The organism is Chenggangzhangella methanolivorans (genome assembly GCF_042648545.1).
Lineage (GTDB): Bacteria > Pseudomonadota > Alphaproteobacteria > Rhizobiales > Methylopilaceae > Methylopila > Methylopila methanolivorans.
The window spans coordinates 110,422-125,334 of record NZ_JBHRXS010000006.1 but is presented as its reverse complement, the minus strand read 5'-3'; the positions used below and the strand labels follow the sequence as shown (position 1 = coordinate 125,334).

Here is a 14,913-nt window from a genome sequence, read left to right as displayed (position 1 = left end):
CAGCCATGACGCGCGACCTGCTCGATCATGTGGTGATCCACCCGGCGAAGCGCCTGACGGCGAAGCTCATCGGGACGCTCTCGACGCTTAGGACGGACGACTTCGAAACCGAGCCGGTCGAGCAGCTGAACCTCGCTCTTGAGGGCATTTCGGGCGATCGCCACGCCGGCTTTACACGCGAGGCGGGCGCCCGCGAGCCTTGGTATCGCCGCGGCGCAAAGATGCGCTCAGGCCGACAGATCTCGATCGTCTCGCCCGAAGAGCTCTGGGAGATCGGCTATGCGCTCGGCCTGCCGCCGCTCGAAGCCGGCTGGATCGGCGCGAATCTCGTGGTCGAAGGCGTCGCGCGCCTGTCTTTCCTGCCGGCCGGCACGCGCATGTTCTTCCCTTCCGGCGCCTCCGTCGTCGTCGAGGGCCAGAACGCGCCTTGCCGGCACGCGGGCCGGGCAGTCGCCCGCCACACTGAGCGGCCGAGCGACGAGATCAGTTTTCCCAAGGCCGCCAAGCGCCTGCGTGGGCTGGTGGCCTCGGTCGAGCACGCGGGTCCCGTCTTGCCCGGCGACGCGGTTACGATCCATCTGCCGGAGCAGTGGATTTACTGATCGCGCGAGTTCGCCGTTGCCCGGCGCGGCGGGATCATATAAAGACATGTTTATGTCTTTCTCGAACGCGCCCATCGCTCCGGTCGGCCTCGAGGCGGCGCTCTCGGTCCTTAGGGCCGCAGGCGAGCCGACGCGGCTGCGCGTGCTCGCTCTGCTGGCCGCCGGCGAACTGACGGTCTCCGACCTCACTGAGATCCTCGGCCAGAGCCAGCCGCGCATCTCGCGCCACCTCAAGCTGCTGGTCGAGGCGGGGCTCGTCGAGCGCCACCGCGAGGGCGCCTGGGCGTTCTTCGGCCTCGCAGGCCAGTCGGAAGCGGGCCTCGCCATCCGCGTAGCGCTCGGACGGCTCGACCCCAACGATCCGGCGATCTCGCGCGACCGCGAGCGTCTTGCGGAGGTGCGCGCCTCCCACCAGAGCGTCGCCGACGGCTATTTCAGCGCCAACGCCACCCGCTGGGACAGCCTGCGCGGCCTTCACGTCTCTGAAGCCGCAGTCGAGGCCGCGATACTGGAGGCCGTGGGCGACGCCCGCATCGAAACGGCGCTTGACCTCGGCACCGGCACCGGCCGCATGCTGGAGCTCATCAGCCCGCGTGTCGGCCGCGCCATCGGCGTCGACAGCAACCGCGACATGCTCGCCCTTGCCCGCGCGACGCTCTCGCGCGCCGGCGTCTCCAACGCGCAGGTCCGGCAGGGCGACATCTTCGCGCCGCCGACCCCCATCGGCGCCTTCGACCTCGTGATCGTCCACCAAGTTCTGCACTTCCTCGACGACGCCGGCCGCGCGGTGCGCGAGGCCGCGCGCGCGCTGCGCCCCGGCGGGCGGCTGATCGTCGTCGATTTCGCGCCCCACGCCATCGAGGCGCTCCGCGAGGACCACGCGCACCGCCGCCTTGGCTTTGCGTCCGAGACCATGGAGGCGTGGTTCCGCGCCGCGGGCCTCGAGCCGCTCGCCCGGCGCGACCTGCCGCCGCCCGACGGCGCGGCCGACAAGCTCACCGTCTCGCTCTGGACCGCGCGCGACCCGCGCATCGTGTCCGATCCCCTGCCCTCCTCGAACCTCGAGGTCGCCTGATGCCGAACGATCGTCTTTCCCGCGCCACCCGCCGGCCGATCCGCGTCTCTTTCGAGTTCTTCCCGCCCAAGACGCCCGAGATGGAGAAGTCGCTGTGGAGCGCCGTCGAGCGCCTCGCGCCGCTCGGCCCCACCTTCATGTCCGTGACCTACGGCGCGGGCGGTTCCACCCGCGAGCGCACCCATTCGACCGTCGCGCGCATGGTGCAGGAGACCGACGTCCCGCCGGCCGCGCATCTCACCTGCGTCTCAGCCTCCAAGGCCGAGGTCGACGCGGTCGTGGACAGCTATCGCGAGGCGGGCGTGCGCCACATCGTGGCGCTGCGCGGCGACCCCGCGGGCGGCGTCGGCACGACGTTCGAGGCGCACCCGGACGGCTACCAGTCGACCGCCGATCTCGTGGCCGGCATCCGCAGGCGCGCGCCGGAGATCGAGCTCTCGGTCTCGGCCTATCCCGAGATGCATCCCGAAAGCCCGAGCCGCGAGGCGGACTTCGACACGCTGAAGGCCAAGGTGGACGCCGGCGCGAACCGGGCCATCACCCAGTTCTTCTTCGACAACGGCCATTACCTCCGCTACGTCGACGAGGCGCGCAAGCGCGGCATCCACGTTCCGATCGTGCCGGGCATCGTGGCCGTCTCGAACTTCAAGCAGACGTCCAGCTTCGCGCAGAAGGCGGGCGCGAGCGTGCCCGGCTGGTTCGCCGAACGCTTCGAGGGGCTTGAGAACGACGTCCAGACCCGCCAACTGATCGCTGCGGCGGTCGCGGCCGAGCAGGTGCTCGACCTCGTCGACCACGGCGTGAAAGACTTTCACTTCTACACGATGAACAAGGCCGACCTCGTCTACGCCGTCTGCCATCTGCTGGGCCTCAGGCCCACCGCGAAAGCGGAAAGCAGCGCGGCGGCGTGACCGGCCCAGCCATCGGAGCCAAAACCATGACCGACGTCGAAACCACGATCCGCAAGCTCGCCTCGGAGCGCATCCTCGTGCTCGACGGGGCCATGGGCACGATGATCCAGCGCGAAAAGTTCTCCGAGGAGGATTTTCGCGCGGAGCGCTTCAAGGACTGGAAGCGGGATCTGAAAGGCAACAACGACCTTCTGATCCTCACCCAGCCCGACAAGATCCGCGACATCCACCTGCAGTATTTCCGCGCCGGCGCCGACATCGTCGAGACCAACACGTTCTCCTCGACCACGATCGCCCAGGCCGACTACGGCATGGAGGAGCTCGCCTACGAGCTCAACGTCGAGGGCGCGCGACTCGCGCGCGAGGCCGGAGACATCGCGGCGAAGGAAGACGGCCGTCCGCGCTTCGTCGCCGGCACGCTCGGGCCGACCAACCGAACCGCCTCGATCTCGCCGGACGTCAACAATCCGGGCTTCCGCGCCGTCACCTTCGACGAGCTCGCGACCGCCTATGGCGAGGCCGCTCGCGGGTTGCTGGACGGCGGCTCCGACATGCTGCTGGTCGAGACCATCTTCGACACGCTGAACGCCAAGGCAGCGATCTTCGCGATCGAGGAGCTGTTCGCCGAACGCGGGATCCGCGTGCCGATCATGATTTCGGGCACCATCACCGATCTGTCGGGCCGCACGCTCTCCGGCCAGACGCCGACGGCGTTCTGGAACGCGCTGAACCATGCGCGCCCGGTCTCCTTCGGGCTCAACTGCGCGCTCGGCGCCAAGGAAATGCGCGCCCACATCGCGGAGCTTTCGCGCGTGGCCGACACCCTGATCTGCGCCTATCCGAACGCAGGGCTCCCGAACGAATTCGGCCTCTATGACGAGAGCCCGGAGGCGATGGGCGAGCTGGTGGGCGAGTTCGCCTCATCGGGTCTCGTCAACATCGTCGGCGGCTGCTGCGGCACGACGCCGGACCACATCGCGGCGATCGCCGAGGCGGTGAAGGGCAAGGCTCCGCGAAAGCTCCCCGAGATCGCGCCGAAGATGCGGCTGTCGGGCCTCGAGCCCTTCGAGCTGACCGCCGCCTGAAGCCATTCGTTAACTGTAAATTCCCCGCCTAAGCGCAGGATTTTTCATGACTTCCGCCGCCTCTCGCTTCGTCAATGTCGGCGAGCGCACAAACGTCACGGGCTCCGCAAAGTTCAGGAAGCTCATCACCGCGGGCGACTACGCCGCGGCGCTCGACGTGGCGCGCGAGCAGGTGGAGAACGGGGCGCAGATCCTCGACGTCAACATGGACGAGGGCCTTCTCGACTCCGAGAAGGCCATGGTCGAGTTCCTGAACCTCATCGCCTCCGAGCCCGACATCGCGCGGGTGCCGGTGATGATCGACTCGTCCAAATGGTCGGTGATCGAGGCGGGCCTCAAATGCGTCCAGGGCAAGCCGATCGTGAACTCGATCTCGCTCAAGGAAGGCGAGGAGCAGTTCGTCCATTACGCCCGCAAGGTCCGGGCCTATGGCGCGGCTGTGGTCGTCATGGCCTTCGACGAAACCGGGCAGGCCGACACCTTCGCGCGCAAGACCGAGATTTGCGCGCGCGCTTACAAGATCCTCATCGAGCAGGTCGGCTTCCCGCCGGAAGACATCGTGTTCGACCCGAACGTGTTCGCGGTCGCGACCGGCATCGAGGAGCACTCGAATTACGGCGTCGACTTCATCGAGGCGACGAAGTGGATCCGCGAGAACCTGCCGCACGCCCACATCTCCGGCGGCGTCTCGAACCTGTCGTTCGCGTTCCGAGGCAACGAGCCGGTGCGCGCCGCGATGCACTCCGTGTTCCTCTATCACGCCATCGCCGTCGGCATGGACATGGGCATCGTCAACGCCGGCGCACTGCCGGTCTATGACGACATCGATCCGGAGCTGCGCGACCTCGCCGAGGACGTTGTGCTCAACCGCCGTCCGGACGCGACCGACCGACTGCTGGCGGCCGCCGACAAGTTCAAGGGCGGCAAGCAGGAAGCCCGTGTCGTCGACACCAAATGGCGCGACCAGCCGGTCGCCAAGCGCCTCGAGCATGCGCTGGTGCACGGCATCACCGAGTTCATCGAGTCTGACACCGAGGAAGCGCGGGCCGCCGCCGAGCGCCCGCTGCACGTCATCGAAGGCCCGCTGATGGACGGCATGAACGTCGTCGGCGATCTGTTCGGCTCGGGAAAGATGTTCCTGCCGCAAGTGGTGAAGTCGGCCCGCGTCATGAAGCAGGCGGTCGCCTACCTCATGCCGTTCATGGAGGAGGAGAAGCGCCTCAACGGCGGCGCCCAGCGCTCAAACGCCGGCAAGATCCTGATGGCGACCGTCAAGGGCGACGTACACGACATCGGCAAGAACATCGTCGGCGTCGTTCTCCAGTGCAACAACTACGAGGTCATCGACCTCGGCGTCATGGTGCCGGTGCAGAAGATCATCGCCGCGGCCCGTGAACACGACGTCGACGTCATCGGCCTGTCGGGCCTGATCACGCCCTCGCTCGACGAGATGGTGACGGTGGCGTCCGAGCTCGAGCGCGAGGGCTTCGCCGTTCCGCTTCTGATCGGCGGCGCGACGACGTCCAAGATCCATACCGCGGTGAAGATCCACCCGGCCTACGAGCGTGGGCAGGCGGTCTACGTTCTCGACGCCAGCCGTGCGGTCGGCGTGGTGTCGCAGCTGCTCTCGAAGGAAGGCGGCGCGCCTGCTTACGTGGCCGACATCCAGGCCGACTACGCCCGCCTCGCCGAGCAGCACGCCCGGGCGCAGGAGGACAAGGCCCGCGCGCCGATCGCGGCCGCGCGCGCCAACCGGCTGCAGATCGACGTCTCGAAAGTCGCGCCGCGGCCGAGCTTCCTCGGGACCAAGGTGCTGACCGAGATCCCGCTCGGCGAGCTAGCCAAGTTCATCGACTGGACGCCGTTCTTCCAGACCTGGGAGCTGAAGGGCCGCTACCCGGAGATCCTGAAGGACGAGAAATACGGCGAGGCCGCGCGCAACCTGTTCGAGGACGCGCAGGCGATGCTCCGCCAGATGACGGACGAGAAATGGGTCGAGGCCCGCGCCGTCATCGGCTTCTGGCCGGCGGCGGCGCGCGGCGACGACATCGTGCTGTTCAAGGACGAGGGGCGGAGCGAGGAACTCGCGGTCCTGCACACCCTCCGCCAGCAGATGGCGCGCGGCAAGGACCGCCCGAACCTCGCGCTCTCCGACTTCGTCGCGCCGGAAGACGCCGGCGCGCCCGACTATGTGGGGGGCTTTGCGGTCACCGCCGGCATCGGCGAGGAGGCGATGAGCCAGCGCTTCGCCCGCGCCAACGACGACTACGGCGGGATCCTCGCCAAGGCGCTCGCCGACCGTCTCGCGGAGGCGGGAGCGGAGTGGCTGCACGCGCAGGTGCGGCGCGAACACTGGGGCTACTCAGCCGACGAAACGCTCACCAACGAACAGCTGATCTCGGAGGACTATCAGGGCATCCGCCCCGCCCCTGGCTACCCCGCGCAGCCCGACCACACCGAGAAGGGCGTCCTGTTCGATCTCCTCGGCGCGCCGGAGAAGATCGGCCTGACGCTGACCGAGAGCTACGCGATGTGGCCGGGCTCGGCGGTCTCGGGGCTCTACTTCAGCCACCCCGAGAGTCGCTATTTCGGCCTCGGAAAAATCGATCGCGACCAGGTGACGGACTACGCCGCCCGCAAGGGCTACGCGCTCGCCGACATGGAGAAATGGCTCGCGCCGGTTCTGAACTACGATCCGAACCGCGCCCAGAAGATCGCAGCGGAATAAAGCGCGGCGTCATCTCGCCGCCGTCGGCGCGGCCGGCGCAGATCAGATGCGTGGCGGCTTCTCAGTTCGTCCGGTGCATCGCCTGGGTGCGCCGGTAGAGCGCGTGCGGCCGCCCCGCATGCTCGAACGGCTTGTCATAATCGAAGCCGAGACGGTCGAGCACCGCGATCGAGTGGTCGTTCTGGGGCGTCGTGAAACCGACGATCTCGCCGAGGCCGAGATTGTCGAAGCCAAGTTGCAGCGCGACTTCGCCGACGCGCGTCGCGTGGCCCTTGCAGCGCAGCCGCGGCGTCAATGCGTAAGCGAGCTCGACCGTGCGTTCGCCGTCGGCCTCGCAGCGCCGCAGGCCGGCCCAGCCGGCGAAACCGCCGTCGCGCAGATCGCGCAAGAACCACAGCCCGTAGCCCGCGTCGCGCCAATGCGCCCGCGTGCGCGAGATGAAACTGCGCGCCGCCTCGGGGGGCCGCACGCCGCCGAGCGTATTCATCACCTCGGGATCGGCGAAAGCTTCGCTGAGCGCCGCTTCGTAGCCGTCATGGGCGACATCGGCGAGAAGTCCGCCAATTTCGATGATCGTCGGGTAGCGCGGGCTGAGCATGGAGGCCGCCTTTTTCTCGTTCGCGCAATCCGATCACACGCGAGACAAGACGATCGGTCTGATCTGGTCATCAGACTCGCACAATGTGACGATGTAAAGACAGCAATATTGACGGATTCAACTTAGCGGAAAGACTTCGTTTCCAACGCAACCTATGCCGCGCAGTCGAAGGGCCGTAGAGAGTCCGGAAGGCCGAGCGTCGCCTGAGGTGAACAGCGCCCGCGCCGGCTCTCCCTGCTTCGGCGACAAAGATCCCACGAGCGCAAGCACCCGCCGTGCGATCGCGGGCGCCGGATCGATCCACGCCACCGGCCAGGGCGCGACGGCCGCGAATCGTTTCGTCAGCAGGGGGAAATGCGTGCAGGCGAGCGCCACGGCGTCGGTGCGACGGCCCTCGCGCTCGACGAAGCAGGGCGCGATTTCGGCTGCGATGTCCGCGTCCGACGCCGGCTCGCCGCGAAGTTCCCCTTCGGCGTAACCGGCGAGCTTGGGCGAGCCCACCAGCGTCACCTCCGCGCCTTTGGCGAAGGCGTCGACCATGGCGCGGGTGTGCTCGCGCCTGACCGTTCCGGGCGTCGCCAGCACCGAGACGAGGCCGGACGTCGAGGCTGCGACCGCCGGCTTCACGGCCGGCACGGTGCCGACGAAAGTCAGCTGGAATCTCGCCCGAAGGCTCGGCAATGCGAGCGTCGAGGCGGTGTTGCAGGCGACGACCACGAGGTCCGGGGCCTCTCGCGCGACAAGGCGCTCCATCACCGCCACGACACGATCGACGAGCCGCTGGTCATCGAGCGCGCCATAGGGAAAGGCCGCGTCGTCGGCGGCGTAGACGAAACTCGCGGAGGGAAGCGCCTTGGCGAGTTCCGAAAAGACGGTCAGCCCGCCGAGCCCGGAGTCGAACACGAGAATGCGGGGCGCTCGATCGAGCGGCGGAAGCGCCGCCGCGCCGAGCCCCGCGAAAAGATCGACGCCCATCTCCAGCCTGCTCACCCGCGCAAGAATCCTCCGAGCGATTGAACCGCCGGATGGTTACCGAATCGTGGCGAAACGGTCGCGCCACGAGGGCTGGGCGCCCGGAATTTCGAGCGCCGTGGCTTCGAAGACGCCGCGCGCGACCGCGCGCGCCAGCGTCATCGAGGCGACATGGCCGAGCGTCGAGAGCGCGGTGACCCGGTCGCCCGCGAGCGGATGGAGCCCGGTGGCGACGGCGAACACCGTGTCTCCGTCGAGCGGCGTGTGGCAGGGCACCAAGGCGCGCGCGAGCCCATCCTGCGCCATCACCGCAAGCATGCGGGCCTCCGCCTTGGTGAGCGCGGCGTCGGTCGCGACGATCGCGATCGTCGTGTTGGCTCCCGCGAGGGGCTTTCCGTCGGCGAACCAGGCGGACGACGGCGTCTCCGACGGAGAGCCGAGGCCGCCGAACTCGCCCTCCATTTCGAACGGAGCGGCCCAGAAATGCGGCCCGTCTCCCACTGTCGCGGAGCCGAGGGCGTTGACGGCCGCGAGCGCCCCGACCGTCAGCCCGGTCGAGCCGAGCGCGGTGGACGCCATGCCGAGGCCGCCCTTCAGCGAGCCTGTGCGCGCGCCGAGGCCTGCCCCGACCGAGCCGAGCGCGGCGTCGCGCCCTGCGGAGATCGCGGCGGTGTAGCCGAGGTCGCGATAGGGCGAGAAACGGCCCCACGCCTTGTCGCCCCCATTCGTTAGATCGAACAGGATCGCGCCTGACACGATGGGCACTCTGGCGGGGCCGACCGCAAAACCCCTGCCCTGCTCGGCGAGCGCCGCCACCACGCCGGCCGCCGCGTCGAGGCCGAAGGCGGAGCCGCCCGAAAGACACACCGCGTCGATGCGTTCGACGGTGCGTTCCGGCGACAGGAGGTCGGTCTCGCGCGTGCCGGGTCCGCCGCCGCGCACGTCGACCGAGGCGACCGCAGGCTCGGCGAAGATGATCGCGGTCGATCCGGAGGCGAGCGCGGCGTCGCCGGCATGGCCGACCAGAACGCCGTGGACGTCGGTCAGAGCGTTGCGGGGTCCGGGCCGGAGGTCGTCGCGCATGTCTCGATCATAGGGCGCGCCCGCGCGGCGGCATACGCCGTTTGCCGACCAGAAGCCGACGTCCAGAACCGAGCCCTTAGGCCCGGAACACGGGCTGAGGTTCGATCATGCGCCGATCGGCGCGCGCCAGCGGACGCGGTAGAAGATGTGGCTGCCGATCCGGTCTTCCTTGATCATGTCGCGGATCCAGTTCGGGCGCACATAGGTCGCGTGATAGTGGGTCGAATCGCCGACCTCGGGCAGCCAGGCGCCGTTGCGCGTCACGTCGCGCGCGATTGCGGTCGCGATGTTCCAGGCGAATTTGTTGGTCACCCGATCGGGGATGCGATCGCACGCGAAGGAGAACTGGCAGGCGTTCCGGCGGTGCGCGTTCTGGTAGACGACGCCGCAGACGTCGGCCGGGTAGTAGCCGGAGCGCGTTCGGTTCATCACCACCTGGGCGACTGCGTACTGGCCTTCCTTCGATTCGCCGCGCGCCTCGAAATAGATCGCCTCGGCGAGACATTGCTCGGCTTTGGCGAGTTGCGCCTCGGGCATGAGGACGCGATGCGACAGCCGGGTTTCGATCGTGCCGTCGCCGTCCATGTCGCCGCGGATCGCCACCGTCTCGCCTTCCGGCGCGGCGGACTTCGCCGATGGCGTCAGCGCGACGCGCGAAGCGCGCGCGGCCGGCTCGGCGAGCATGCGCGTGACGGGAAGCGCCGCGACCGCGAGCGGCGCGTCGCTTGCGGGCGTCGTGGTGGTTGGCGTGCGCCCGCCGTTCATCGCCGCGACGGAAGGCGTGGTGCCGTCGTGTCGCGCGCCCGCCTCTCTCGGCGTCATCGGGACGGCCGTGAGGCCGGCGTCGGCGGAGAGCGGTTCGTCCGGGGTCTCGTCGCGCAACTTGCCGGCGCTCGGCGTCGAGCCGACGGGAGCCGCCTTGGGCGAGGTCGCGACGACGAGCGGCGCGCGACGGGCGAGCAGCGCGGTGTCCACGTGTGGAAGCATCGTCAGGCCGGTGAGATCGAGCGCGAAAGCCTGCGACAGGCTCGGCAGCGCGTCGAACGGACCGGGCCCGTCGACCTCCGCGCGGCGCACCGCCGGCTCGGCCGGCCGTATGGGAGCGATCAGGGCGCGGTCGGTCTTGAGCGTGCGGTCGACGAACGGCGCCGGCCCCTCGCCCTTGGGACGGCTCTCAGGCTCAGCCTCCGGCAGATCCAGAACCATGAGCGCGTCGCCGCCGTCGAAGAGCGCGGTCGGCGCCATCGGGCCGCGGCCGGCTCCGAAAAGATCGGCGGTCTCGAGCGAGACCAGATCGACGGGCCGCCGCGGCACGGCCGCAAGGTAGCGGCCGCCGGCGGCGTCCGCGAGATCCGCTGCGCCCGGCAGAAGGCTGGTGGCGTCCTGGCGAGCGATCGAAGTGGTCGAGAACGGGGTGATGGCGGCCGCGAGCATCAGGCCGAACAGGCGGACCTTCGAGGTTCCGCGGCGCGCTTTGCGTCGCCTCGCCGCCGTCCCATGTCCCCGCATGACGCCACGCACCCCAACGCGGTCGCCGAGCGCCCGCGCCGCAAGAGCGGCGCCAGTCGGCGGGACCGAACCGACACAGACTTATGGTTGTCGGTCCTTAACCTTTCGGGGGAGTTAACGGGCGATCAACGGACCGCGATCGGACGGCTAGCGCGCCGTCAGCCTGTCGCCGAGAACACGAGCGATTTCAGCCTCTCGCGCGAAGGGGCCGCCCGTGAGATCCGAAAGCAGCGCCTTCGCGGCTCTTACGCCCTCCGTGCCGAAGCGCCCTTTGAGAGCCGCCGTCAGGCGAGCCTCCGCCTGCTCCTTGCGGCGACGCGCCAGCCGTCCCTCCGCGCGCAGAAACTCGGAGTGCCGCTTCAAATGCGACACCAGCTCGTCCAGCCCTTCGCCCGTCTGCGACGAGACAAGGGCGACCGGCGCCTCCCAACCGGGATCCTGCGCGCCGCCGCCGAGCGAAAGCGCGCCCTCGAGGTCGTCGCGCGCGCGCCGGGCCGGCGCGCCGATGTCGGACTTCGTGACCGCCACCACGTCCGGAAGCTCCATCACGCCCGCCTTGATGAACTGCAGCGCGTCGCCCGAGGCCGGCTGGACGGCGAGCAGGATGGTGTCGCCGACAATCGCGACGTCGGCCTCCGACTGGCCGACCCCGACCGTTTCGACGATCACCCGGTCGTAGAGCGCCCGCATCAGCACCGTCGCCCCGAAGGCGAGGTCCGAGAGGCCGCCGAGGCGATCCCGCGCGGCGAATGAACGGATGAAGACGCCACGGTCTTCAGGGTCGGTCGGGATGCGCGCGCGGTCGCCGAGAATGGCGCCGCCCGAGCGCATCGAGGACGGATCGACCGCCACAACGCCGACCGTCTCTCCCCGGTCCCGGAACGCCTTCACCAGCGCGCCGGTGAGCGTCGACTTGCCGACGCCGGGCGGGCCGGTGAGGCCGAGCACCTCGCCCCTCGGATTGGCGTCCGCCTCGTCGAGCAGCCGCGCCGCCTCCTCCTCACGCGCGACGCGCTCGAGCCGGGCGAGAGCGCGCGCGAGGCCCGCCTTGCCGGCGCCGCGCAACGTCTCGAGGTCGGTCAGGGTTTTGAGGCTCACGTCGGCGTCCGGCAGGCGGAGGAGGGTCGCGCCCTCCTCTGCCACGTCCGTCGCCGCGGCGCGAACTCGCCTTTCGTCAGGGCAGCTTCTGGCCGCCGGGCTGGCCCGCCGGGGCCTCCTTCGGCTGCGGCTTCAGCTTGTCGCACTGATCGCCCAGCATCACGTCGGCCTTCTGGAGCGCGATGTTGAACTTCATGTTCTTCTGAGGCGAGAACATGCCGCGGGCGGTCTTGGCCTTGTCCACGTCGCCCATCATGAAGTCGTAGAACACCTGACGCTCGGCGGCGTCGGAGAGATGGGTGGCGGCGACCGCGATCACGCAGGAGCACAGCTCCTTGGGCGCGTTCGGCTCGCAACGGCCGCGATAGGCGTCGTCGATCTGCTTGAGCTGGGCGGGATCGGACGGCGCGGACGGCTCGTCGCCGCCGGGTCCCTGCGCGAAGGCGGGGCCTGCGGCGAGAAGCATGGCCGCGGCCAGAAGGCTGGAGATACGCATAGAATAATCCTCCGGACGTCGCGCCGTCTGCCGGGCGCTTGTCGTCTTACGAACGCCTTACGTTTGGCACGGGCGGTCCGGATGAGTCACCCCGCCGCGCCGATCCGCCGCGGCGTCAGGCGAGACCGAGCACCGCAAACTGGCCATCCGGGTCGGTCCAGGTCTGCGCGAGACGCCAGCCCGCGGAGGCCGCCAACGCCTCAAACTCCGCGAGTTCGTATTTGCGGCTGTCCTCGGTGTGGATGGTCTCGCCCTCGGCGAAGCGGATCTTCTGACCATCCACCTCGACGTCCTGTTCGCTGAGGCTGACGAGATGCATCTCAATCGCGGACTTTCTCGCGTTCCAGCGCGCCTCATGGGCGAAGCGGGTTAGGTCGAAATCGCCGCCGAGCTCGCGGTTGATACGCTCCAGAAGGTTGAGATTGAACGCCGCGGTGACGCCCGCCGCATCGTCGTAAGCGCGGATCAATGTGCCGATGTCCTTGCGCAGGTCGACGCCGATCACCATCCGACCGCCTGGACCCACATGGGCGCGGGCGCGCGCCAAAAACTCGACCGCGTCCGGCTTTGCGAGGTTTCCGATGGTCGAGCCCGGGAAGAAGGCGACGCGCGGCGGCAGCTTCGGCAGATCTGCCGGAAGGTCGAAATCCGCGGTGAAATCAGCCACCACGGGGCGGATCTCGATGTAGGGGAACCGCTGTTCGATGCGGTTGGCGGCGTCGACGAGAAAGTCGCCCGCGATGTCGACCGGCACATAGAGCGCCGGATTATCCAGCGCGCCGAGCAGGATCTCGGTCTTCACGCCCGCGCCGGCGCCGTATTCGATCAGCACCGCTCGCGAGCCGCAGAAGTCGGCGATGTCCGCCGCGTTGTCCCGGAGAATGCCGGTCTCGGTGCGGGTCGGATAATATTCCGGGAGCCGCGTGATCTCTTCAAAGAGTTCGGAGCCGCGGTCGTCGTAAAGCCAGCGGCTCGGCAGCGTCTTTCGCGGAGCCGAAAGCCCCGCGGCGACGTCGGAGCGGAAGGCCTCGCGCTGGGCGGCGCGGAAATCGACACGCTCGAGCATTAGGCGTCCTCCGCCAGGCGCAGGCCAGAGAATTGCCAGCGTTTGTCGGGCTGGAAGAAGTTTCGGTAGGTGGGCCTCACATGCCCCGTCGGCGTCGCGCAGGAGCCGCCGCGCAGCACGAACTGGCCGCACATGAACTTGCCATTGTACTCGCCCACCGCGCCTTCCGCCGCGCGGAAGCCCGGATAGGGCGTGAACGGGCTTTGGGTCCACTCCCAGACGTCGCCGAACATTTGGCGGAGGCCGGTTCCGGCCTTCGCAGGCGCCGGCCGCAGTCGGCCGGCGCCGCCGTCGGCGAAAACGCCGTCCATATCTATGGTTAATGAAGCGTGTTCCCACTCCGCTTCAGTCGGCAGGCGCTTGCCCGCCCAACTGGCGAACGCGTCAGCCTCAAAGTAGCTGACGTGAGCGACCGGCGCGTTCGGGTCGATCGGCTGGAAACCGCGGAGCGTCATCGAGCCCCACTCCCCATCGCGCTCCTCCCAATAGAGCGGCGCGGCCCAACGGTGCTCGAGGATCTGCGCCCAGCCGTCGGAGAGCCAGAGCAGCGGGTCGCGATAGCCGCCGTCGGCCATGAACTCGAGCCACTCCGCATTGGTGACGCAGCGATCGGCGAGCCGGAACGGGCGGATCAGCGTCTGATGGCGCGGCCCCTCGCAGTCATAAGCGAAGCCTTCGCCGCCATGGCCGATCTCGATGATCCCACCGTCGAACGGAACATAGGCTGTCTCGCGCGGCGTCTCCACGACGGGAAGCGGCGCCGGATCGCGATAGGCCGGCTTCAGCGGGTTCTGGGCGAACAGGTGTAGGATGTCGGTGAGGAGCAGCTCCTGATGCTGCTGCTCGTGATGAAGGCCGAGCTCGATGAGGTCCGCGAGCGGACGCTGTAGCCCGGAATCGATCAGCTGCTCCATAGCGGCGTCGACATGAGCGCGATAGGCCAGGATTTCGTCGAGCGAGGGCCGCGTGATCATGCCCCGTCGCGGGCGCGGCTGCCGATCGCCGACGCTCTCGTAGTAGGAGTTGAACAGGAAGTTGTAGGTCTCGTCGAAGACCCGGTATTCCGGGACGTTGGGCTTCAACGCCATGGTCTCGAAGAACCACGTCGTATGTGCGAGATGCCATTTGGCGGGGCTCGCGTCCGGCATGGACTGCACGGTGGCGTCTGCGTCGGAGAGCGGCGCGGCGAGCGCCTCGCTCTCGGCGCGAACGCGGGCGTAGAGCCCAAGCGCGTCGACGTGCGGTGCGACGGCTTTGCGAAGCGGATGTGCGGCCATGAGGGGAGAGCGCTCCTTCTCGCCTGTTCGGCTGAGATACGTCCCGGGCGGCGGCCACGTTACGCGCTCAACTCGATGAGCTTGGGAGGCGGCCGAAAAGGCCGCCGTCTGGCGCACAACCGGGGGCGCGACGGTTCGTTCCGTCGCCGATGGCGCAGGGGCGCAACGCGGCGATGCCGTTGGTGCAAGAAATACAGGTGATCCAGACGGAAGAGATCGAAAAATCGGCTGTCCCGGCCTCACGCGCTCCTCATCCTGAGGAGGCCCGAAAGGCCATCTCGAAGGACGCAGTTCCGCTCGTGGACGGCATGCCCTGCACAGGCCAACTGCGTGCTTCGAGACGCCTGCTTACGCAGGCTCCTCAGCATAAGGACCGCTAAGGAGGGGAAGAGGAAGAGGGGGGGGCTCGTCAC

The 14,913-nt window shown here is 68.7% G+C and carries 11 protein-coding genes and 1 pseudogene; 4 read left to right on the top strand and 8 right to left on the bottom strand.

Translation table 11 applies throughout. The features are described from left to right. The first annotated feature begins 5 nt into the window (after positions 1-5). The 4 genes and pseudogenes from ACFOWB_RS11790 (at position 6) to metH (ending at position 6,401) form a co-directional block, all read left to right on the top strand. Positions 6-602 carry an MOSC domain-containing protein gene (locus ACFOWB_RS11790; protein ID WP_378147448.1) on the top strand — a complete coding sequence of 199 codons (597 nt, stop codon included), beginning with the start codon at positions 6-8 and terminating at the stop codon, positions 600-602. A gap of 52 nt (positions 603-654) precedes the next feature. After that, positions 655-1,677, top strand: a complete 1,023-nt coding sequence (locus ACFOWB_RS11785) for an ArsR/SmtB family transcription factor (protein ID WP_378147446.1) — start codon at positions 655-657, stop codon at positions 1,675-1,677. Continuing rightward, the gene (metF, locus tag ACFOWB_RS11780; protein ID WP_261405819.1) at positions 1,677-2,588 is read left to right on the top strand and encodes a methylenetetrahydrofolate reductase [NAD(P)H]; all 912 of its coding nucleotides are present in this window, start codon (positions 1,677-1,679) and stop codon (positions 2,586-2,588) included. The genes ACFOWB_RS11785 and metF overlap by 1 nt, the downstream gene beginning before the upstream one ends. Before the next feature lie 26 nt (positions 2,589-2,614). Beyond that, positions 2,615-6,401, top strand: a pseudogene (gene metH / locus ACFOWB_RS11775) (methionine synthase). Positions 6,402-6,462: 61 nt separating this feature from the next. Here the strand turns inward: metH and ACFOWB_RS11770 are convergent. From ACFOWB_RS11770 to egtB, 8 genes are all read right to left on the bottom strand, one after another. Next, entirely contained in the window at positions 6,463-6,999 is a 537-nt protein-coding gene (locus tag ACFOWB_RS11770) for a GNAT family N-acetyltransferase (protein WP_261402434.1), read from the bottom strand. 117 nt (positions 7,000-7,116) lie between these two features. Continuing rightward, on the bottom strand, positions 7,117-7,974 hold the full coding sequence (gene murI, locus ACFOWB_RS11765) for a glutamate racemase (protein ID WP_378148805.1): 858 nt from the start codon (positions 7,972-7,974) through the stop codon (positions 7,117-7,119). A gap of 54 nt (positions 7,975-8,028) precedes the next feature. Next, the gene (locus ACFOWB_RS11760) at positions 8,029-9,054 is read right to left on the bottom strand and encodes a P1 family peptidase (protein ID WP_378147442.1); all 1,026 of its coding nucleotides are present in this window, start codon (positions 9,052-9,054) and stop codon (positions 8,029-8,031) included. Between the two features lie 105 nt (positions 9,055-9,159). Beyond that, the gene (locus tag ACFOWB_RS11755) at positions 9,160-10,563 is read right to left on the bottom strand and encodes a cell wall hydrolase (protein ID WP_378147440.1); all 1,404 of its coding nucleotides are present in this window, start codon (positions 10,561-10,563) and stop codon (positions 9,160-9,162) included. A gap of 147 nt (positions 10,564-10,710) precedes the next feature. Continuing rightward, on the bottom strand, positions 10,711-11,661 hold the full coding sequence (locus ACFOWB_RS11750) for an ArgK/MeaB family GTPase (protein ID WP_378147438.1): 951 nt from the start codon (positions 11,659-11,661) through the stop codon (positions 10,711-10,713). 76 nt (positions 11,662-11,737) lie between these two features. Next, positions 11,738-12,157 (bottom strand): hypothetical protein, encoded by a 420-nt coding sequence (locus ACFOWB_RS11745; RefSeq protein WP_378147436.1) that lies wholly within the window; start codon positions 12,155-12,157, stop codon positions 11,738-11,740. 115 nt (positions 12,158-12,272) lie between these two features. Then, entirely contained in the window at positions 12,273-13,223 is a 951-nt protein-coding gene (egtD, locus tag ACFOWB_RS11740; protein ID WP_261402433.1) for an L-histidine N(alpha)-methyltransferase, read from the bottom strand. Next, complete coding sequence (gene egtB / locus ACFOWB_RS11735; protein WP_261402432.1) at positions 13,223-14,500, bottom strand: ergothioneine biosynthesis protein EgtB; 1,278 nt, start codon at positions 14,498-14,500, stop codon at positions 13,223-13,225. The genes egtD and egtB overlap by 1 nt, the downstream gene beginning before the upstream one ends. Between the last annotated feature and the right edge of the window lie 413 nt (positions 14,501-14,913).